Source organism: Glutamicibacter sp. MOO4, assembly GCF_056934395.1.
In genome coordinates this window covers 2,136,711-2,155,340 of sequence record NZ_CM167800.1, presented here as the reverse complement: position 1 = coordinate 2,155,340, position 18,630 = coordinate 2,136,711, and the positions used below count along the sequence as shown (strand labels likewise).

General features: G+C 56.6%; 16 protein-coding genes and 1 tRNA gene. 7 read left to right on the top strand and 10 right to left on the bottom strand.

Annotation, left to right across the window (positions count from 1 at the left end; genetic code table 11):
* Positions 1 to 106: 106 nt before the first annotated feature.
* From AC1Z3F_RS10055 to AC1Z3F_RS10040, 4 genes are all read left to right on the top strand, one after another.
* Complete coding sequence (locus AC1Z3F_RS10055; protein WP_483565636.1) at positions 107 to 2,161, top strand: bifunctional copper resistance protein CopD/cytochrome c oxidase assembly protein; 2,055 nt, start codon at positions 107 to 109, stop codon at positions 2,159 to 2,161.
* Positions 2,154 to 2,924 (top strand): hypothetical protein, encoded by a 771-nt coding sequence (locus AC1Z3F_RS10050; RefSeq protein ID WP_444614054.1) that lies wholly within the window; start codon positions 2,154 to 2,156, stop codon positions 2,922 to 2,924. The genes AC1Z3F_RS10055 and AC1Z3F_RS10050 overlap by 8 nt, the downstream gene beginning before the upstream one ends.
* 139 nt (positions 2,925 to 3,063) lie before the next feature.
* Positions 3,064 to 4,971, top strand: a complete 1,908-nt coding sequence (locus AC1Z3F_RS10045) for an NHL domain-containing thioredoxin family protein (protein WP_483565635.1) — start codon at positions 3,064 to 3,066, stop codon at positions 4,969 to 4,971.
* Positions 4,972 to 5,117: 146 nt separating this feature from the next.
* Entirely contained in the window at positions 5,118 to 6,356 is a 1,239-nt protein-coding gene (locus tag AC1Z3F_RS10040; protein WP_483565634.1) for an MFS transporter, read from the top strand.
* A 7-nt stretch (positions 6,357 to 6,363) separates the two neighbouring features.
* Here AC1Z3F_RS10040 and AC1Z3F_RS10035 read toward each other — a convergent pair whose 3' ends face one another.
* The 8 genes from AC1Z3F_RS10035 to AC1Z3F_RS10000 form a co-directional block, all read right to left on the bottom strand.
* Positions 6,364 to 7,386, bottom strand: coding sequence for a hypothetical protein (locus AC1Z3F_RS10035; RefSeq protein WP_131088965.1), 1,023 nt, complete (start codon positions 7,384 to 7,386; stop codon positions 6,364 to 6,366).
* Between the two features lie 63 nt (positions 7,387 to 7,449).
* A complete protein-coding gene (locus AC1Z3F_RS10030) occupies positions 7,450 to 8,994 on the bottom strand; it encodes a helicase HerA-like domain-containing protein (RefSeq protein WP_483565633.1) in 1,545 nt (514 codons plus the stop codon).
* A gap of 18 nt (positions 8,995 to 9,012) precedes the next feature.
* The gene (locus AC1Z3F_RS10025) at positions 9,013 to 9,780 is read right to left on the bottom strand and encodes an amino acid ABC transporter ATP-binding protein (protein ID WP_131088963.1); all 768 of its coding nucleotides are present in this window, start codon (positions 9,778 to 9,780) and stop codon (positions 9,013 to 9,015) included.
* A complete protein-coding gene (locus AC1Z3F_RS10020; protein WP_131088962.1) occupies positions 9,767 to 10,432 on the bottom strand; it encodes an amino acid ABC transporter permease in 666 nt (221 codons plus the stop codon). Before AC1Z3F_RS10020 ends, AC1Z3F_RS10025 begins: the two co-directional genes overlap by 14 nt.
* Before the next feature lie 82 nt (positions 10,433 to 10,514).
* Positions 10,515 to 11,330: an amino acid ABC transporter substrate-binding protein gene (locus tag AC1Z3F_RS10015; protein ID WP_131088961.1), complete on the bottom strand. Its 816-nt coding sequence runs from the start codon at positions 11,328 to 11,330 to the stop codon at positions 10,515 to 10,517.
* 88 nt (positions 11,331 to 11,418) lie between these two features.
* Positions 11,419 to 12,348: an AEC family transporter gene (locus AC1Z3F_RS10010; protein ID WP_483566953.1), complete on the bottom strand. Its 930-nt coding sequence runs from the start codon at positions 12,346 to 12,348 to the stop codon at positions 11,419 to 11,421.
* 70 nt (positions 12,349 to 12,418) lie between these two features.
* Positions 12,419 to 12,489, bottom strand: a tRNA-Gly gene (locus AC1Z3F_RS10005).
* Positions 12,490 to 12,585: 96 nt separating this feature from the next.
* On the bottom strand, positions 12,586 to 13,077 hold the full coding sequence (locus AC1Z3F_RS10000) for an SseB family protein (RefSeq protein ID WP_131088960.1): 492 nt from the start codon (positions 13,075 to 13,077) through the stop codon (positions 12,586 to 12,588).
* Between the two features lie 111 nt (positions 13,078 to 13,188).
* Between AC1Z3F_RS10000 and AC1Z3F_RS09995 the strand changes: the two genes are divergently transcribed.
* Positions 13,189 to 14,895 (top strand): fumarate hydratase, encoded by a 1,707-nt coding sequence (locus tag AC1Z3F_RS09995; protein WP_131088959.1) that lies wholly within the window; start codon positions 13,189 to 13,191, stop codon positions 14,893 to 14,895.
* Between the two features lie 183 nt (positions 14,896 to 15,078).
* A complete protein-coding gene (locus AC1Z3F_RS09990) occupies positions 15,079 to 15,420 on the top strand; it encodes a hypothetical protein (RefSeq protein ID WP_131088958.1) in 342 nt (113 codons plus the stop codon).
* Between the two features lie 23 nt (positions 15,421 to 15,443).
* On the opposite strand, the gene AC1Z3F_RS09985 is transcribed toward AC1Z3F_RS09990, so the two are convergent.
* On the bottom strand, positions 15,444 to 16,313 hold the full coding sequence (locus AC1Z3F_RS09985) for a M15 family metallopeptidase (RefSeq protein ID WP_483565632.1): 870 nt from the start codon (positions 16,311 to 16,313) through the stop codon (positions 15,444 to 15,446).
* A 195-nt stretch (positions 16,314 to 16,508) separates the two neighbouring features.
* On the opposite strand from AC1Z3F_RS09985, the gene dcd reads away from it, so the two are divergent.
* A complete protein-coding gene (dcd, locus tag AC1Z3F_RS09980; protein WP_131088956.1) occupies positions 16,509 to 17,090 on the top strand; it encodes a dCTP deaminase in 582 nt (193 codons plus the stop codon).
* A gap of 62 nt (positions 17,091 to 17,152) precedes the next feature.
* Here the strand turns inward: dcd and AC1Z3F_RS09975 are convergent, their stop codons facing one another.
* Positions 17,153 to 18,475 (bottom strand): MFS transporter, encoded by a 1,323-nt coding sequence (locus AC1Z3F_RS09975; RefSeq protein ID WP_131088955.1) that lies wholly within the window; start codon positions 18,473 to 18,475, stop codon positions 17,153 to 17,155.
* Positions 18,476 to 18,630: the final 155 nt, after the last annotated feature.

The following is an 18,630-nucleotide window of genomic DNA, read 5'->3' as shown; positions in this document are numbered from 1 at the left end:
ACGAGATTTACACGCGCGCACTGTGGGTGTGAGATGCGCCGTAGCGGTGTAGTTCCGGCGGATCTGGTCTGTGACCGTCGAGCAAAAATGAGATGATTAGAAGGATATGGATACAGCAAAGCGCACGGTTTCAGTCACCCGCTTCATCCTGCCCGGGCTGCTCGCTTCAGCGGTAGTTTTCCTGGTTGCGGTGTTGTTCACCGGCATCGCCCGTCCGGCCGAATTGGCCGATCCTGGAGCGTTTGTGCGCTGGAGCCTGCCGATCGCGCGAGCGATCCATCATTCATCCATGTCAGTGGCCATAGCCGCGTTAGTCTTTGCTGCCGCCATTGTGCCTCGAAGCATCAAAACCACACGCGATGAGCAAGGCGCGGATCATCCAGCCTTTACTCGCGCTATGAATATTGCCGCCGGTTCTGCAGTGGTGTGGACCCTTTCTGCAGCTACCGTCATGGTGCTGACCTTCTGGGATCTGGCCGGCCTTCCGATGAGCCTGGATGGGCAATATTCAGCCGCAATTCTGGACTATATTCTTTCCATCACCACCGGCCGGGCCTGGGCCTGGATGGTAGTGATTGCCGCAGTGGTGAGCTCGCTCGCCTTGGCGGTACGTTCCAAAACCGGAGTTGGTGCCACCGCGCTCTTCTCCTTCGCAGGCATCCTGCCGATGGCCTTTATCGGCCACGCTGCCGGCGGCGATGACCACTTTGCTGCTGTGAACTCCATCGGCCTACACCTGTTGGCCGTCGTGCTGTGGTTCGGCGGAATTATTGTCTTGGCACTACTAGCTCCAACGCTGGAAGGCCAAGCACCGGGACGCAAGCGTGGCCAGGTACTGGCTGGAGTTGTCCTGCAACGCTATTCCGGGTTGGCAGCCATTGTTGTCTTCCTGATGATCGGTTCGGGTCTGGCCTCGGCGATCATCCGCATCACCAACTGGGGACAGTGGGCCACACCTTATGGCGCGCTAGTCATCGTCAAACTTCTGATTACCTTGGCCCTGGGCGCACTCGGACTGGTTCACCGCCGCAAGGTCATTCCGCAGCTTTTGGCCGGTAAGTACACCGCGCTGCGTGCTGCATGGCAGGTAGTTCTAGTTGAAGTCATCCTGATGGCCTCGGTCATGTCGGTAGCCACGGTGCTGGCTCGAACCGCACCGCCAACCAGCGACGATGCCCCGGCAAAAACCACCCCGGCCCGTCTGCTCACCGGCTACGATCTGCCACCAGCCCCAGATACCGCCAGCTGGCTCACCACCTGGCGCATGGACTGGATCTGGGTAGCGGTATGCCTCTTTGGGCTAGCGGCCTACCTCTATGCCTTCATCACGTTGGCTCGTCGTGGCGACAAGCCCAGCGTGCCGCGCCTGATCACTTGGGTTGTTGGCCTGTTCGCACTGTTCTACGTCACCAGCGGTGCGGTGGCCGTCTACGGCAAAATCCAGTTCTCCACGCACATGGTTGATCACATGTCGCTGACCATGATCGTGCCCATCTTCTTGGTACTCGGTACGCCTATTACCCTGCTGCTGCAGGTTTTGCCTGCCCGCGTTGACGGCACCCGTGGAGCACGCGAATGGATCCTGTTCCTGGTTCACTCTCGTTATTCGAAGGTAATCACCCACCCAATTTTTGCTGCGGTAAACTTCGCCGGGTCCATCGTGATCTTCTACTTCACCCCGATCCTGGAACCGGCCATGCGCTACCACGCCGGCCATGAGCTGATGAACTTGCACTTCCTGCTCACCGGATACCTCTTTGCGCTGAGTCTGGTGGATGCGGATCCGGTGCCTAAGCGTTACCCATACCCAATGCGCCTGGTAGTTTTACTGGCTACCGTCGCCTTCCACGCCTTCTTCGGTGTGGCCTTGATGAGCACCGAAAACCTGTTGGCGCCCGACTACTTTGGCAATATGGGACGCACCTGGGGCGGCAGCGCTCTGGAAGACCAAGTGGTGGGCGCCGGGGCCATGTGGGCCATCGGCGAGGTACCCACCTTGGTCTTGGCCATCTTTGTGGTTTTGTCTTGGCTCAAACAGGACAAAAAAGACACCAAACGTTATGACCGACAGGCAGAACGCGACAACGATGCCGAGCTGGAAGCCTACAACGCGATGTTCGCCAAATTTAATCAGGCCGATCGAAGGAATCCCAATGCCTAAGACCATCAAGACATTGAGCATCCCGCTGGTGTTGTGCACCGCTTTGTCCTTGGGCGCCTGTTCCTCGGAACAGAGCCAGATGCCACAGGACCAGACGCATAAGATTGCCGCTGAAAGCACGGCCTCACCCAGTGCTAGCCCCAGCGCCTCAGCATCGAGCTCCGAGGAAGATCCGACTACCCCTGAGATGGCCACAGCAGCTGGCTCGGTGATCGCCTCACAATTGGGCTTCCCAAGCAGCGCTAAAATCAAGGGCAAAGATCTTGAATCTCTGGCCACCCCACCGACCGATACGCTCAAGGGCATCGTGGTCTTGCCAGCTCAATGCTCGGCTCCGATCAACGATTTGAACTGGTCGCCGGTGCAGTTGGGCACCCAAGCGGCACGCACTGACTTCACCAACGAATCCCAGTCCATTACCGGCTCGGTCGAAGTAGCTAAGTTGGGCAAGGACGGGAACGCGTCGGTTGACCAGCACACCAAAAACGTGAAGAGCATTCTTTCTGAATGCAAGAGCGTCAAGCTGAACACCAACGAGTACACCGAGACCCTTAAGTTCTCCGATCCCAAGGTGGACTCGGTGGATTCTGCGCTGTACTACAGCCGCGACGGGGAATACGCCCAAAATTCGCTGGTCCTGATAAAAAAGAGCAAAGAGTATGTGGCGATGGTTTCCTTCGTTGCCAGTAACTCGTTGTCCGACGAAAAGTTCAACAAGGTGGCAACCAGCGTCATGGATGCTGCCCTGTCCCAACTTCCATAGTCGGGCAGAGCCAGAGGAATAGAACCGGGCTGGCACCGGTTGCACCTCAATGTTCCTTAACACCGTTTAGTACAGCACCGAGCCGTGGCTGATAATAAAGTTCTAACTGCCGAGCCGCGGCATTTGCGAAAGGATGACCATGAGCGCTACAGAATCCGTCCGCGCCAATTACAAGGTGCGCGCCAGTGAACTGGTAGGCCGCAACTGGCTGAATACCGGTGGTAAACAGCTGGACCTTGAAGCATTGCGCGGCAAGATCGTGCTCTTGGACTTCTGGAGCTTCTGCTGCATCAACTGCCTGCACGTACTTGACGAGCTTCGCCCGCTGGAGGAGAAGTACTCTGACGTACTGGTGACCGTCGGTGTGCACTCGCCTAAGTTTGAGCACGAGGCTGACCCGAATGCCTTGGCTGCGGCCGTAGAGCGTTATGAAATCCATCACCCGATCCTTGATGATCCGGAGCTAACCACCTGGCAGGCTTACGGCGCACGCGCTTGGCCAACCTTGGTTGTACTGGATCCAGAGGGCTACATTGTGGCGCACCTTTCCGGTGAAGGTCACGCGCAGGGTCTGGGTTCGCTGGTTGAAGAACTGATCACCGAGCACGAAGCCAAGGGCACCTTGCACCGTGGCAACGGCCCCTACGTGGCACCAGAAGCTGTGGAAGGCGACCTGCGCTTCCCAGGCAAGGCCATCGCCTTGGCCAACGGAAACTTCCTGATCGGCGATTCGGGCCACCACCGTTTGGTTGAGCTGGCCGATGATTTGTCTACCGTGGTGCGCACCATCGGCTCCGGTGTTCGAGGCTACGCCGATGGCGATGCGAACACCGCACAGTTCAACGAACTGCAGGGTCTGACCGCACTGCCAGAAGAGCTGGCTGCCAAGGTCGGTTACGACGTGGTTGTAGCCGATACCGTGAACCACCGTTTGCGTTCGGTGAACCTGAGCACCGGCGTTGTAGGTACCTTGGCTGGCAATGGTGTGCAGCGTCTGTTGGATTCGGAAAATGCACGTCAGGAAACCCAGGCGGTACAGCTGGGCACCGACGCGTTGAACATTTCGTTGTCTTCCCCATGGGACGTGCTCTTCCACCCATCGGGCCAGATCATCATCGCGATGGCCGGAACGCACCAGATTTTTGCCTTTGACCCAGAAACCAATGCGGTGTCCATCTTCGCTGGAACCGGGCTGGAAGGCCTAAAGGATGGCAAAGCCGATGAAGCCTGGTTCGCCCAGTCTTCAGGCCTAGCCCTTGAGGGCGAAAACGTGTGGATCGCTGACTCGGAGACCAGCGCCCTGCGTTGGATTGAAGTTGAGAACGGGGAAGTTAAGAGCGTTAATACTGCTGTTGGCACCGGGTTGTTCGACTTCGGTTTCCGCGACGGCGAGGCTGAACAGGCACGCTTGCAGCACCCACTGGGTGTGGCCGTGCTGCCTGATCGCTCCATTGCGATCGCTGACTCATACAACGGTGCGGTGCGCCGCTTTGATCCGGCCACCAAGACCGTTTCTACCTTGGCCAAGGGGCTGAAGGAACCAGCCGATGTGTTGGTTGATTCCTCGGTTGAGGGCGATCCAGTTTTGCTGGTTGTTGAAACCAATTCCCACCAGCTGGTGCGTGTGCCGATTCCTGCTGAAGCTTTGGTTGTTGATGAGGGCGCCAGCCAGACCCAGCGTCCGAAGACCAAGGTGCAGGCCGGCAAGCACGATATTGTTATTCGCTTTGCTGCTCCGAAGGGGCAGAAGCTGGATGACCGTTGGGGAGATCCAACTCAGTTGAAGATTTCTTCAAGCCCAGCAGAATTGTTGCTGGACGGTGGCGGAACCTCGGTGGGCTTGACCCGCACGTTGCAGCTGAACCCAGAAGTTGCTGACGGCGTTCTGCACATTACCGCTCGCGCTGCGGCCTGTGATGGTGAGCCAGGTGGCGAGATCCCAGATCACGCAGCCTGCCACCTTTACCAGCAGGACTGGGGAATCCCGGTTCTCTTGGATCCAGAAGGCGATGACGAATTGCTGTTGGATCTTCGTGGAGTGAACTAACCACACACCGACACAGCGTTGGTAAACATAGCTTCAAACCTCACAGCGAGGAATGCAGAGGAAACCTCAGCATTCCTCGCTGTGTCGCATTAGACTGAGGTTCGGGAGGCGCCGGAGAGATCCGGTAGAAGTTTATGGCGACGAAGATGTTCAGGGCTCTAGAAATACCCAACTATCGATTGTGGATTATTGGGGCTCTAGTTTCCAACATCGGTACGTGGATGCAGCGGGTGGCCCAGGACTGGCTGGTGCTGACAGAACTGACCGACCACGATGCGGTAGCTACCGGCATCACTACCGGCCTGCAGTTTCTTCCCGTCCTTGTCCTGGCCCCTTACGCGGGTTTGATTGCTGATCGTTTTAATAAGCGTCATGTGCTCATGGTGACGCAAAGCTTTATGGGTTTATGTGCCCTGATCCTGGGTCTACTGGTTGTCACCGACTCCGCCCAGCTCTGGCAGGTCTACGTCTTGGCAGGCTTATTGGGCATAGGCGCATCTTTTGATGCTCCGGCACGCCAAGCCTTTGTTTCTGAAGTGGTGCCCGGAAGCCACCTGGCTAATGCCGTCGCGCTGAACAGTGCCAACTTCAACCTGGCCCGCCTGGCCGGTCCGGGCATTGCAGGAGCGGTGATCGCGCTAGTAGGCACCGGACCTGCCTTCCTGCTCAACGGTGCGTCATTCATCGCGGTGATCACCTCACTGGTCTTTATGCGCAAAGACGCGCTGCACCCATCCACTCCGGTGGCACGGGGCAAAGGGCAAGTGCGAGAAGGATTCAGTTACGTCAAAAGCCGTAAGGATCTGCTGCTGATCTTCTTCCTCGCGTTCATCATCGGAACCTTTGGGCTGAACTTCCAGCTGACCAACGCGCTGATGGCTACCGAAGTCTACGGAGTTGGCGCAGGGGAGTACGGCATCCTTGGCAGCATCATGGCGGTGGGCACCTTTGGTGGTGCGCTGCTAGCTGCTCGGCGTTCAGCACCTCGCTGGCGCTACCTCATTGGCGGCGGAGTATTCTTCTCACTGGCCGCACTAGCAAGCGCGTGGATGCCAAACTATCTTCTGTTTGCCCTGATGCTGGTCCCGGTTGGGCTCGGAGCATTAACCTTCCTGAACAGTTGCAACACGATGGTGCAAATGTCGGTGCCATCCCAATACCGCGCCCGCGTCCTAGCTCTGTACTTGATGGTGGTCCAAGGTGGCACACCGATTGGTTCGCCGTTGGTGGGCTGGCTTGCTGAGCTTTTTGGAACTCAGATTGCGGTGTCCATCGGAGCGGTCCTGTCACTGGGCGCAAGCTTGCTAGCGCTGTTTACGTGGCAGAAATTCAAGACCAATGCGGTGCCACTACGTAGCCAATTCCGCGAAATGCTGGGCAGGTAGCCTGGGGCTACTGAGCGACTTGTTGACCGCCGGCTACTGGAACCACGGAGACCTCGGTGGTGCTGGTGGTCAGCTTCGCGGTAAAGGAATACGTGTCGTTGACGGTCTTCTTTTCCTTAGAGCCAGTGCGCAGATCTTGCTCGGTCAGAGTTAATGCTGCGGAGGTCTTCAGTGGCGAAAGAACCCAGGAACCGTTGTAGTAGCTGACCTTGATGGTCGGGTACTTGGTGATATCCCAATTGATCGTTGAGGAATCAACTCGTGCCGAAGTGTTGTACGAGAAGGGGCACCCGGAAGGCATGAGCACTTGCTGGCTGGTGCAATCATCGAGGTACTTCTTGACCTTGGAATTGATGGCCGAGATGAAAGCATCAGTTGGCTCGGTCTTTAGCGCGATCTCCACTGGATCTTCAGCAGGCGCAGTGACCACCACACCACGGGTGTCGGCAGCAAAATTCTTGGTGCTGAAGCTGGCGTCAAGAACGGAAGGGTAGAAGACCGGCAGGGTGCTAACACCGGCGTCCAATGGGATCTTCTGTTCGTTGACCGTGACCTCGTTGACGGTATTGGCCTTGATCTTCACGCTAGGAAGGGTTGAAGGTTCAAAGGCCCAATTATCAAAGAAGAGCCATGACTTACCGATGTGGCGCAAGGTGTAGGTGGACTGCTTATCAACACCATCAACCTTGTAGTGCGCGGTCACGGTGCGCAGTTCTTTGTTGCCCTTCACTGGCTGTGCCTTATCAGTGGAGAAGTCTGTTACGCCCTTTTGGGTACGCTTGAGCACTTCACCGTTCAGAGCTACCGCGTCACCCTTTGGCACGGTGGCCTGCATCAGGCCCAGAGCTTTAGCACCCTCGCCATTGGCGAGGTCCTGCTGAAGTTCTTTGACATCATGCGAGGGGGAGAACAGGGTGCGATTAGCAATAATCACGCCGGCAACAGCCAAAACGAGCACCGCCACCGCGGCTAGGGTCCATCGAAGGGCCAAGGCGGTGGCGGTGATCGGCGTGGAGTTAGGAGTCTTCATCAGTAGCTAGGCTATCTGGTATTGAGCTCCAAACTGTAACTGGCCGATTTTTAGCGTCGGGTATTACCAAAGGCGGCGGCGCTTACGGTTGCCGAACATTCCTCGCAGAAGCTCGCGACCAATCATGGTTGCGGCATCTACGGCCATGTCTCGCATCGGGTTTGGTTCTGCCTTTGGCTGGCGCTGCTGGCGTGGTGCTGATTCCTGCTGCGGTGCTGGTGCCGGCTGTTCTGGTGCAGCTTCTGGCGCCGGCGCAGGCTGCGCCTTGGCCTCAAGCATTTCACGAGCGGACTCACGGTCTACCGCGGTGGCATAACGTGCAGCCAGCGGTGAGGCCTTGAGATTCGAATCCAGTACCTCAGGGGAGGCTGGGCCAATATTTGATCCTGGCGAGGACATCTTGGTCCACGCGACTGGGGTCGGAGCGCCCTTTTCATCAAGAACGGTAATGACCGCTTCACCCACACCGGCTTGAGTCAACGCTTCTTGCAGATCCACTCCGTTGACCGGGAAGGTCTGGATGATCTTCTTCAGTGCGCTCTGGTCCTTGGCGGTGAATACACGTACCGCATGCTGGATTCGGTTACCGAGCTGGCCGAGCACCTCATCAGGCAAGTCGGTAGGGGACTGGGTAATGAAGAACAGTCCTACACCCTTGGAACGAATCAACCGAACAGTATTGATGATGGCGTCGGTGAAGGACTTGGTTGCATCCTTGAACAACAGGTGAGCTTCATCAAGGAAGAACACCAGCTTTGGCTTGTCCAAGTCACCGGCTTCAGGCAAGTCCTCAAAGAGGTCAGCAAGAAGCCACATCAAGAAGGTGGAGAACAGCATTGGCTGCTGATTGACGCTGGGCAATTCCAGAACGTTGATGACGCCACCGTTTTCGCGTACCTGCAAGAAGTCTGAGGTATCAAATTCTGGCTGGCCAAAGAATTGGTCTAGGCCCTGCGACTGCATGATGGTGATGCCGCGAAGGATGACTGCAGCGGTGGCTTTTGACACGCCGCCGAGTTGCTCCAACGCTGATGCTCCCTCATCACTGACTAGGAAGCTAATCACCGACTTCACATCGTTCAGGTCATCAAGTGGGAGTTTGTTCGTATCGGCGTAGTGGAAGATCAGCTGCAAGCATTCTTCCTGAGTCTCGTTCAACTCCAAAACACGAGCAAACAAGATTGGACCAAAAGCATCAACGCTAGCGCGAACCGGAGTTCCGTGGGTTCCTTCGCCGAGGGATAGGAACTCAACCGGGTTGGCACGGGGAGCAAATTCTTTGCCCTGTTCGGCCAAGCGGGCAGTGAGCTTTTCGGAAGCTACAGCTTCCTGTGCCAAACCGCTGAGGTCACCCTTGATGTCTGCGAGGAATACCGGCACACCAGCTTTGCTCAACTGCTCAGCCATCAGCTGCAAGGTCACGGTCTTACCGGTACCGGTAGCACCTGCGACCAGTCCGTGGCGGTTGAGCATTTTCAGCGGCAACCTGATGGGAGCGGTGGGCTCGACCTTGCCATCAATGAGGGCTACACCGAGTTCAAGACCTTCCGAAGAGAAGTTATAGCCTTCGATAAGGCTGGTCAACAATGCATTTGTGTCCTGGGTCATACCTTTACCTTATGCTTTCTAGAACGGGTGCAAAAGACGTTGAACGAAGGCTTGTGTTCTGGGATTTGTCGGAGCAGACAAAACCTGAGCCGCCGGCCCGGTTTCAACAACCACTCCGCCATCCATAAAGACCACGGTGTCGGCCACGTCGCGGGCGAAGGCCAGCTCGTGGGTGACCAGAACCATCGACCAGCCCTCTTGGGCTAGTTCCTTGATGACGCTGAGAACCTCGCCGACGAGTTCTGGGTCCAGGGCGCTGGTTGGCTCATCAAAGAGCAACAGATCAGGCTGCTGCATTAGCGCGCGGACAATGCCTACGCGTTGCTGCTGACCGCCAGACAGAGAATTTGGGTACGCGTCGGCCTTGGCTCCGAGCCCTACACGATCCAGCAACTTGTGGGCCTCGGCCAATACCTGAGCTCGGGCGCGTTTTTGGACTTCGAGGGGTCCGATGGTGACGTTTTGCAGCACTGTCAGATGCGGGAAGAGGTGGTGGCCCTGGAAGACCATCGCCGAACGATCGCGCAGGATCTGAGCCGACTTGGGCTTGGTCTTGGGATCGAAGTCCACCTGCGGTCCACCGTTGAATCCGACGGTTCCTGCATCGGCGATTTCCAGTCCGTTCAGGCAACGCAGCGCGGTGGTCTTGCCGGACCCCGAAGGGCCGATCAGGGCCACCACTTCGCCGGAGTGCACGGAGAAGTCGATGCCCTTGAGCACCTGGTTCTCGCCGAAAGCCTTGTGCAGGCCGGTGACGCTGAGCAAGGTTGAGTTACTTGGTGACATACTTTTCCAGCCTTCCTTCAACAGAGTTCTGTAGTGCGGACAACGCCAGGCAGATGACCCAGTAGATCGCGGCCGCCTCGCAGTACAGGACCATGAACTCGTAGGTCGAGGCCGTGATTTCCTGGGCCTTGCGGAACATTTCGGTGACCAGAATGGTCGAAGCCAACGAGGTGTCCTTCACTAGCGAGATGAAGGAGTTGGACAATGGAGGGATGGCCACGCGGGTGGCCTGGGGCAGGATCAGCCGGAATAGGCTGCGCGTGCGAGACATGCCAAGCGTGTATCCGGCTTCCCACTGGCCAGTCGGAACCGAGAGGATCGCGGCACGGATGATTTCCGCGGCGTAGGCCCCGATATTCAGGCTGAAGGCGATGATCGCGCTGGGCCACGGGTCAATGGTGATGCCCAGGGTGGGCATGCCATAGAAGATGACGAACAACTGCACCAGCAGGGGAGTGCCGCGGACGATCGAGATGTAGACCCGGGCGATGCCCGAGAGCGCCGGGTTCTTGCTGATCCGCATCAGCGCCATGAGTAAAGCGATAACTAAGCCTAGGGCAAAGCTAATCAGTGCCAGCGGAATGCTTGCGGTGATTGCGCCCTTGGCCAAGGGCCAGAGCGAATCGATAAATAACTGCCAATTCGAATCCATGAGCTACCTTCGAGACAAATGAGACTGGCCCCACGACGTATACGTGTGGAGCCAGTCTACTGTTTCACTTGGGATGGTGCGGTTATTTGCTGACGTCTTCGCCGAAGTACTTCTTGGAGATCGAGGCGAGTTCGCCATCGGTGCGCAGCTCGTCCAGCGCGTCATCGATGGCTTCCTGCAGGTCTTCGGAGCCCTTGCGCAAGGTGACTGCGGATTCGCTCTTGTCCTCGGATTCGGCAGCGATCTTGATGCTGTCATCCGGGTTGGTCTTCTGGGCATCCAGGAAGGTCAGCTTGTCATTGACCGTGGCATCCACTCGGCCCTGCTTGAGCAGGGTGACCGACTGGGCCCATCCTTCAACCGGCTCGATGGTGGCACCGGCGGCCTTGGCTGCTTCATAGAAGCTGCTGGTCAGCGACTGCGCGGTCTTCTTGCCCTTGAGCGAATCGAAGGAGGTGATGTCGGTGTTATCGCTCTTGGTCACAACCACGCCTTCAGAGACGGTGTACGGCTTCGAGAACAGGTACTTCTTCTCGCGTTCAGGGTTGATGGCCACCTGGTTGGCGATAGCGTCGAAGCGTCCGGCATCCAAGCCAGCGAAGATCGCGTCCCACTGGGTTTCCTGGAACTTGACCTCTACACCCATCTTTTCACCGACGGCCTTGATCACTTCAACGTCGTAACCGGTCAGGTCATTGCCTTCGTGGAAGGAGAACGGACGGTAGGTGCCCTCGGTGCCCACGGTCAATACGCCAGCATCCTTGACCTTCTGCAACGCGGAACCGCCCTCGGTCGAGGCCGAAGCGGAGGAATCGCCCGAGCCGCCGGAAGAGCCGCAGGCGCTTAGGGATAGGGCAAGAATTGCGGCAGTTGCCAGCAGGGGTATGGTGCGCTTCATGATGACCTCGTTCAAGAATTGATGGGTAATGCTCTAGTCCTAACAACAGTCTAGAGACATCCGCTTATTCCGAAGGTCAAAAGTTACACTAAATTCCCAGCGCTACGGCCAATAGCATCATTAGTGGTATGGCGCAGATAGTAGTGATGAGCACGGTATCTTTGGCCACGATGACACCTTGGTCATAACGTGAGGCGCTAACAAATACGTTTTGTGCGGTAGGCAAACCAGCCATGATTACCGATGCCACCAGCAGTTCTCCACGAAGCCCAAATGCGAAATAGGCCAAGACCCAGGCCAAAGCCGGGTGCAGAATCAGTTTGGCAGCGGAGGCGATCAGTACATTGGCGCGTCGCCCGGACTTCTTCTCTAGTGGCTTGGACCCAACAAGGGAAATGCCAAAGGCCATGAGCATTGAGGGAATCGAAGCGCCAGCGATCAAATCGATCGGTTCAAGGACAATCGAGGGAACGTTGAAACCGGTCAGCGCCACCACCAGTCCAAGCATGGAACCAATGATCATCGGGTTCTTCACCGTTGTTAGCAGCAACGCCAGCGGGGTGGTGCGGTGACGCGAGGTGCTGGCATCAAGCATGGCCAAGTTGATTGGCTGGTACAGCGCCAATTGGAACAAGATGATCGGAGCAGCGTAGGAAGCATCACCAAGAACGTACAAAGCGATGGGTAGACCGAGATTTGCTGAGTTCACAGTGGACGCTGACATCGCGGTGATGATTCGCTCCGAAGACGAACGCTTTAGCCACCGTGCGGTAACACCGTGGTAGGCCAGCGCGGTGAGCGCGGCAGAGATTGCAGCGATCCACAACAGCGGGCCAAGGACCGAACCAGGATCTGATTCAGCCAACGTGCTGAATAGCAGGGCGGGGCTAGCGACAAAGAAGGTCACGCGACTAAGCACGTGGCGTCCTTGATCTCCAAGTACTCCGGTGCGTCCTACGAGGTAACCTACGGCAATGACCACCCAAATGATGGAGAAGCCTTCGAGGACTCCGGTCATCATGCTCCTTGGTTTTGGCCAAATGAAACTAAAACGTCGGGGCACCTGGTGGTACCCCGACGTGAGTGCGAGCGGGCGACGGGAATCGAACCCGCGTATCGAGCTTGGGAAGCTAGCGCTCTACCATTGAGCTACGCCCGCAGGTGCACCGAGCGGCCTAATGACGGCTCGGGCATCAATCAGCATATCTCACGAATTCGACGGGACGTTACATCGCACGATTAACCGTGGGAAAAATTACGCTTGATCTTCGCTTTTTTGATTCAGCATCTGCTGCTGCAAAATGGCCACGCCATCTGCTGGAACTTCAAAGCTCAGTTCATCGCCTGGGTTGACCACAAAGCCAGTGTTATCCAGTGCGCGCACCACGGTGGCGCCCTGAACCTTCACACCAAACGGTGCCTGGTCGATGTAGGTAGATGGAATACGTTCCAAAGAAGTAAAGAGAGCCACCACGGCTTCACCGGTGGGGTTGGTCAGCAGCATTGGCTGAGCGTTTTTGTTCTCTTCGGTGACCTCTTCACGGGAGAGGAAGTACACCTCGGCACGCATAAAGGCAGCAATGACTGAACCGGAGAGTTCAGGCTTGTTCAGGCCAGCCTGCAACATCATTTCGAAGTGCGTTTTAGGCTTGGCCCGGTGCTGGTCCATTGGTGTTTCGATGATCGCGTGCGGGGCCTGTGCTGGATCCTGCCCGTCGTGCGCAGCTGGGGTGTTCTCGGTGCTCATGTACTACAGCATGTCGCGATAAAGCCTGCGGTGCAAACGGCGAATGCGGGAATTTGGGGCAAGAGGCATAAAATGGCAGATGAGCATCCACGATTGAATCAAGGACAGAGCATGCCTGAATTCCGTTATGAGGATCTTCTGCCAATTGGCGAAGATACAACCCCATACCGCAAGATTTCCTCCGAAGGCGTCGAGGTCGTCGCCGGTCCGGATGGGAAGAAATTCCTGAAGGTCGCCCCCGAGGCACTAGAGCAGTTGGCTGAAACCGCACTGCACGACATCTCGCACTACCTTCGCCCAGCCCACCTGCAGCAGCTGCGAAACATCCTCGACGATGAGGAAGCTAGCCCGAACGATAAGTTCGTTGCACTGGATTTGCTGAAGAACGCCAACATTGCTGCCGGCGGCATCCTGCCGATGTGCCAGGACACCGGTACCGCAATCGTTATGGGTAAGCGCGGCCAGCGTGTGCTCACCGAAGAGCAGGATGAAATCTCGCTCTCGCGTGGCATTTACAACGCCTACACCCGACTGAACCTGCGTTACTCGCAGCTGGCCCCGCTGACCACTTGGGAAGAGAAGTCCACTGGCAACAACCTGCCAGCACAGATCGACCTGTACGCCAATACCAAGGACGGGGCTGACACCAGCTACAAGTTCTTGTTCATGGCCAAGGGCGGTGGATCTGCTAACAAGTCCTTCCTGTACCAGGAGACCAAGGCCATCCTCAACGAGAACTCCATGTTGAAGTTCCTCGATGAGAAGCTGCGTTCGCTGGGCACCGCGGCTTGCCCTCCGTACCACCTGTCCATTGTTATCGGTGGAACTTCGGCCGAGATGGCGCTGAAGACCGCTAAGTACGGTTCGGCCAAGTACTTGGATTCCCTGCCAACGGAAGGCGCGATGACCGGTCGCGGGTTCCGCGATACCGAGCTGGAAGAAAAGGTCCTAGAGCTGACCCGTCACTTCGGCATCGGTGCCCAGTTCGGCGGCAAGTACTTCTGCCACGACGTGCGCATCGTTCGCTTGCCACGCCATGGTGCCTCCATGCCGGTAGCCATCGCAGTATCTTGCTCGGCTGACCGCCAGATGCTGGCCAAGGTTACCGAAGAAGGTCTCTTTGTTGAGCAGCTGGAAACCGATCCAGCCCGCTTCATGCCAGATGAGAACCACCCAGCGATTGCCGCTCACGACGATGAGACCGATGGCGTCTCGGGCACCGGTGGCAACTCGGTGGTAAAGATTGACCTGAACAAGCCAATGGCTGAGATCCTGGCTGAACTGACCAAGTACCCGGTCAAGACTCGTCTATCGCTGACCGGTCCGTTGGTGGTTGCTCGCGATATCGCGCACGCCAAGATCAAGGAACGTCTGGACGCTGGCGAAGAAATGCCGCAGTACCTCAAGGACCACCCGGTCTACTACGCAGGTCCTGCCAAGACTCCAGAAGGCATGGCTTCGGGCTCCTTCGGCCCGACCACCGCAGGGCGCATGGACTCCTACGTGGATCAGTTCCAAGCAGCCGGCGGCTCGATGGTCATGCTGGCAAAGGGCAACCGTTCCAAGCAGGTCACCGATGCGTGCAACAACCACGGTGGTTTCTACCTTGGATCCATTGGTGGACCAGCAGCACGTTTGGCGCAGGATTGCATCAAGAAGGTCGAAATTCTCGAATACGAGGAGCTCGGCATGGAAGCAATCTGGAAGATCGACGTTGAGGAATTCCCAGCGTTCATCGTCGTTGACGACAAGGGCGAAGATTTCTTTGCCGAGACCTTGAAGCCAACCTTCACCGGAATCCCGGTACGCGCTAAGTAGTTTTCGCAGCACCAGTCAAAGAGACCGTCAACAGAAAATGATCTGTTGGCGGTCTTTTTGCAACTCCTAGGCGATGCACAGGCGCAATTCTAGGCAAAGAGCACTAGGCGTGAGCGTGAATTCGGTAGAATTCATGAAGCCTCGCAGACCCCGAGGCACATCATCGGGATGAAGGGGAAAGCTTTGAGACGACTAACAGTCGTGAATCTGCTCCTTGGTATCCCCGGAATTATTTACTACTGGATGCTGTGCGTAGTGGTGGTTGGTAACCCGATCAGTTCTTGGGGTCGTTCAGTTCGCGACCTTCTGCAAGAGAGCTCGATTTTCCCGCTTCAAACGATGCTTGGCCCACCGTTGGCCATCGGAACCATCATCTGGATCTTTTCCAATGTGAACCTGATTTCGCGAAGGAAACGCACCGGAGCATGTCAGAAGAACAGCGGAAAAATCTTGCATTGGGCCATAGCGTTGGTCGCTTCGTTGGTCCCGTCACTGCTCTTTTTGGGCGTAGCGAGCTTCTTCTAGCCGAGAATTTTCAGGCGCAGCGACTATTCGCTGAAGCCAAAACCCCAATCGCGGTACGGCGGTAGGAAACGCAAAACGAGAAGGTCATCGTCTTTCATCACGCCGTAACCGGACTTCTTTGATTCTTCTGAAGAGTCAGTGTCGGTAGGTGCTGAGCTGTCTTGCTCTTCATCTTCGGCAACCGCGGTTGCTTTGACCTTCTTGGACGCTGATGCCTCGCCAAGCATCGTGAAGTACTCTTCAAAGGTTTCAGCCCCTGATTGTGCCAATGCCTTGGCGTGCTCCTTACCGATGTAGCGAACATGCCATGGCTCGTACTTGTAGCCGGTGATCTCTTCCTTGCCATCCGGGTACCGGATGATCAGCCCGTACTCCACCGCATGTTTGGCAATCCAGATACCTGCAGGAGTTTGCCCGAAGGCACTTTTTAGTTCAGCCTGGCTGTTGGTGTAACCAAGGTCCGCCGCCAACCCGAGCTGGTGTTCGCTGGTGCCAGGACGTGCCGAAATACGCTCGGCATAAGCGGTCCCATATTTGGTTTGGTACTGATTAAATAGCGCTGCTTGCCGTTCATAGGATCGGTAGGCACTCAGCAGATGGATGGAATGGCCGGCCGCGCGAGCATCCGTAATGAGTTGCTCCACGGCCTTAGCCGCTTCGGATCTCAACTGCATTCCAGTCCCGGCAACATTCACGAGCTTTGAGGGTGTGTAGTTCTCCGGTGAAAGCTTGGTGGTGGGATTGATCAACGCGAGCATGCTTGATGCGTCCGTAAGCTGCGAGCTTTCGATCGCGGGCAGATCCTTATCGGGCGCGGCCTGGGCAGCAGGAATTGCTGAGAACAGCAGAGTCGAGGCAAGCACGGTGCTTGTCACTGCAGAGGCGAGACGCATGATGAAGGAACCCTTTGAGATGAAGCGATGAGTGGGAAAACAAGTCCCCTCTACAACGATAGCCCGATTTCTTCTCTAGGCGAGGGGAAGTACATCACCTCATTAGTGAAGCAGAGACGACTTAGACGACTGAAAAATGTACTTATTTGCCCGCAGAGTTCATCCAATGGCACTTCACGCGATAAGTTTGTTCACGTGTTGTATTCAGATGGTGACATTCGCAGAGAAATAGCGTCCGGTGAGATTGGCCTTGAGCCCTTTGACTCGAACATGGTCCAGCCCGCATCCGTGGACGTTCGAATTGACCGGTTCTTCCGGTTATTCGACAACCACAAGTACGCGCATATTGATCCTTCAACGGAACAAGATGAACTGACCCGCCTGGTCGAGGTTGCCCCGGACGAGCCGTTTATCTTGCACCCCGGTGAGTTTGTGCTTGGCTCCACCTATGAAGTGGTGACCCTCGGACACTCAATTGCGGCACGTCTTGAAGGCAAGAGCTCACTGGGCCGCCTTGGACTGCTCACCCACTCCACTGCAGGCTTCATTGATCCGGGCTTCTCCGGACACGTGACGCTGGAACTCTCCAACATGGCTACCCTGCCGATCAAGCTCTGGCCAGGTTCAAAGATTGGCCAGCTCTGCTTCTTCAAGCTGACCTCCGCCACCGAGCACCCTTACGGTTCCGGACCCTACGGAAACCGTTACCAGGGACAGCGCGGACCAACGGCATCACGCAGCCACCTGAACTTCCACCGCACAAACATCGAAAGCTAAACACAATGAGGATCGCCCTTGAGCCGATCCTCATTGTGTTTGGTGGATCATTCCACGGCTGATTAATCCTTGACCTTGCGCGGTGCACGGATAGGCAACAGAAGCAGCAGGCCCAGGGCAAGCACCACTAGAATTCCCAAGATGCCATAGCGCTGGGCGCCGCCGGCAGCTACTAGGGGAGTAGCTATGGCAATAGACAGGCCAAACAGTGCCGGGGCTAAGAAGGAAACCGCCCGACCCGTCGTGGCGTAGAGGCCAAAGAGTTCTCCTTCGCGGCCTGCTGGAATTAGCCTTGCCAGGTAAGAACGTGAGGCCGCCTGAGCAGGACCCACAAACAAGCACAGCAGCAATCCGAAGATCCAGAAGCCGCTGGCGCTGGGGGAGAGGAATACTCCTGCACCGGCGATGAGCAACCCGATGAGGGAACCGCAGATGACCATCTTTGGCCCGAGCACGTCATCGAGTCGACCGCCCAACACCGCACCGGCCGCGGCAACGAGGTTGCCAACAATGGCGAAGATGATTACTTCTGAGGTGCTGAAGCCAAAGGTGCCCGCCGCGATGACGCCACCGAAGGTGAAGATGGCGGCGAGACCGTCACGGAAGACGGCTGAGGAGCAAAGGAAGAACAGTAAGTTGCGGTCACTGCTCCACAAGTTCTTGATCGTTGTTAACAAGACCTTGTAAGAATCCTTCAGTGGGATCTTCGCTGAAGTGGCTGCCGGTGCCTCGGGAATGATGAAAAACAGTGGCAGCGCAAACACGAGGCACCAAGCGGCAGAGAAGATGGCGATCAATCGAAGATTCAGTGATCCGTCGGTACTGGCACCTGGCCACTGAACTATAGGGTCCACAAATCCGAAAAGCACCAGAGCTAGAGCAAGAATGCCACCAACATAGCCCATGCCCCAACCGAATCCGGAGACCTTGCCGACGGTGGCCTTGGTTGAAATCTGGTTGAGTACGGCGTTGTAGTTCACTCCGGCAAACTCGCTGACCACTGACATCAGTGCAATCAGGATGGCGCCTAACCAAAGAAACTTGGGGTCTGGATAGACAAAGAAACAGGCCGCGCAGATAACAACAAGGATCAGCGTATTGACCACAATCCACAGTTTTCGTCGTCCTGCCGCATCGGCGCGCATTCCGGTGACTGGCACCAGCAATGCGATGGCCAAACCGCCGACCGTCAGCGCTTGAGACAACACCAGCGAAGCATGGTCCTTGTCGCCGAAGAGCTCACTGGTCAAGTAGACGGTAAAAACGAAGGTGATCATCACCGCGTTGATCGCTGCCTGACCCCAGTCCCAGCTAGCCCAAGCCCAGGTGTACTTGTTCAGCCACTTATCACTGGCTGGGGGCGAATCTGGTCGAATGATTGACATGCTCGAATCGTACCCGCAAGAACGGAACAGCGAGTGAACCAAAAATCGAAATCTTGATAATCCTGTGCAAAAGCTCAAAATCAGCTGATCGCGGAAACTGGCGAAAATATTCCTCTAAAGACAGATTGCGCGAAGGCTCGCGGAAACCGGCTGAT

What these genes read in the sequence shown, in the direction of transcription:
- AC1Z3F_RS10055 (WP_483565636.1), top strand. Translation starts at nt 107, where the DNA reads ATGGATACAGCAAAGCGCACGGTTTCAGTCACCCGCTTCATCCTGCCC.
- AC1Z3F_RS10050 (WP_444614054.1), top strand. Translation starts at nt 2,154, where the DNA reads ATGCCTAAGACCATCAAGACATTGAGCATCCCGCTGGTGTTGTGCACC.
- AC1Z3F_RS10045 (WP_483565635.1), top strand. Translation starts at nt 3,064, where the DNA reads ATGAGCGCTACAGAATCCGTCCGCGCCAATTACAAGGTGCGCGCCAGT.
- AC1Z3F_RS10040 (WP_483565634.1), top strand. Translation starts at nt 5,118, where the DNA reads ATGTTCAGGGCTCTAGAAATACCCAACTATCGATTGTGGATTATTGGG.
- AC1Z3F_RS10035 (WP_131088965.1), bottom strand. Translation starts at nt 7,386, where the DNA reads ATGAAGACTCCTAACTCCACGCCGATCACCGCCACCGCCTTGGCCCTT.
- AC1Z3F_RS10030 (WP_483565633.1), bottom strand. Translation starts at nt 8,994, where the DNA reads ATGACCCAGGACACAAATGCATTGTTGACCAGCCTTATCGAAGGCTAT.
- AC1Z3F_RS10025 (WP_131088963.1), bottom strand. Translation starts at nt 9,780, where the DNA reads ATGTCACCAAGTAACTCAACCTTGCTCAGCGTCACCGGCCTGCACAAG.
- AC1Z3F_RS10020 (WP_131088962.1), bottom strand. Translation starts at nt 10,432, where the DNA reads ATGGATTCGAATTGGCAGTTATTTATCGATTCGCTCTGGCCCTTGGCC.
- AC1Z3F_RS10015 (WP_131088961.1), bottom strand. Translation starts at nt 11,330, where the DNA reads ATGAAGCGCACCATACCCCTGCTGGCAACTGCCGCAATTCTTGCCCTA.
- AC1Z3F_RS10010 (WP_483566953.1), bottom strand. Translation starts at nt 12,348, where the DNA reads ATGACCGGAGTCCTCGAAGGCTTCTCCATCATTTGGGTGGTCATTGCC.
- AC1Z3F_RS10000 (WP_131088960.1), bottom strand. Translation starts at nt 13,077, where the DNA reads ATGAGCACCGAGAACACCCCAGCTGCGCACGACGGGCAGGATCCAGCA.
- AC1Z3F_RS09995 (WP_131088959.1), top strand. Translation starts at nt 13,189, where the DNA reads ATGCCTGAATTCCGTTATGAGGATCTTCTGCCAATTGGCGAAGATACA.
- AC1Z3F_RS09985 (WP_483565632.1), bottom strand. Translation starts at nt 16,313, where the DNA reads ATGCGTCTCGCCTCTGCAGTGACAAGCACCGTGCTTGCCTCGACTCTG.
- AC1Z3F_RS09975 (WP_131088955.1), bottom strand. Translation starts at nt 18,475, where the DNA reads ATGTCAATCATTCGACCAGATTCGCCCCCAGCCAGTGATAAGTGGCTG.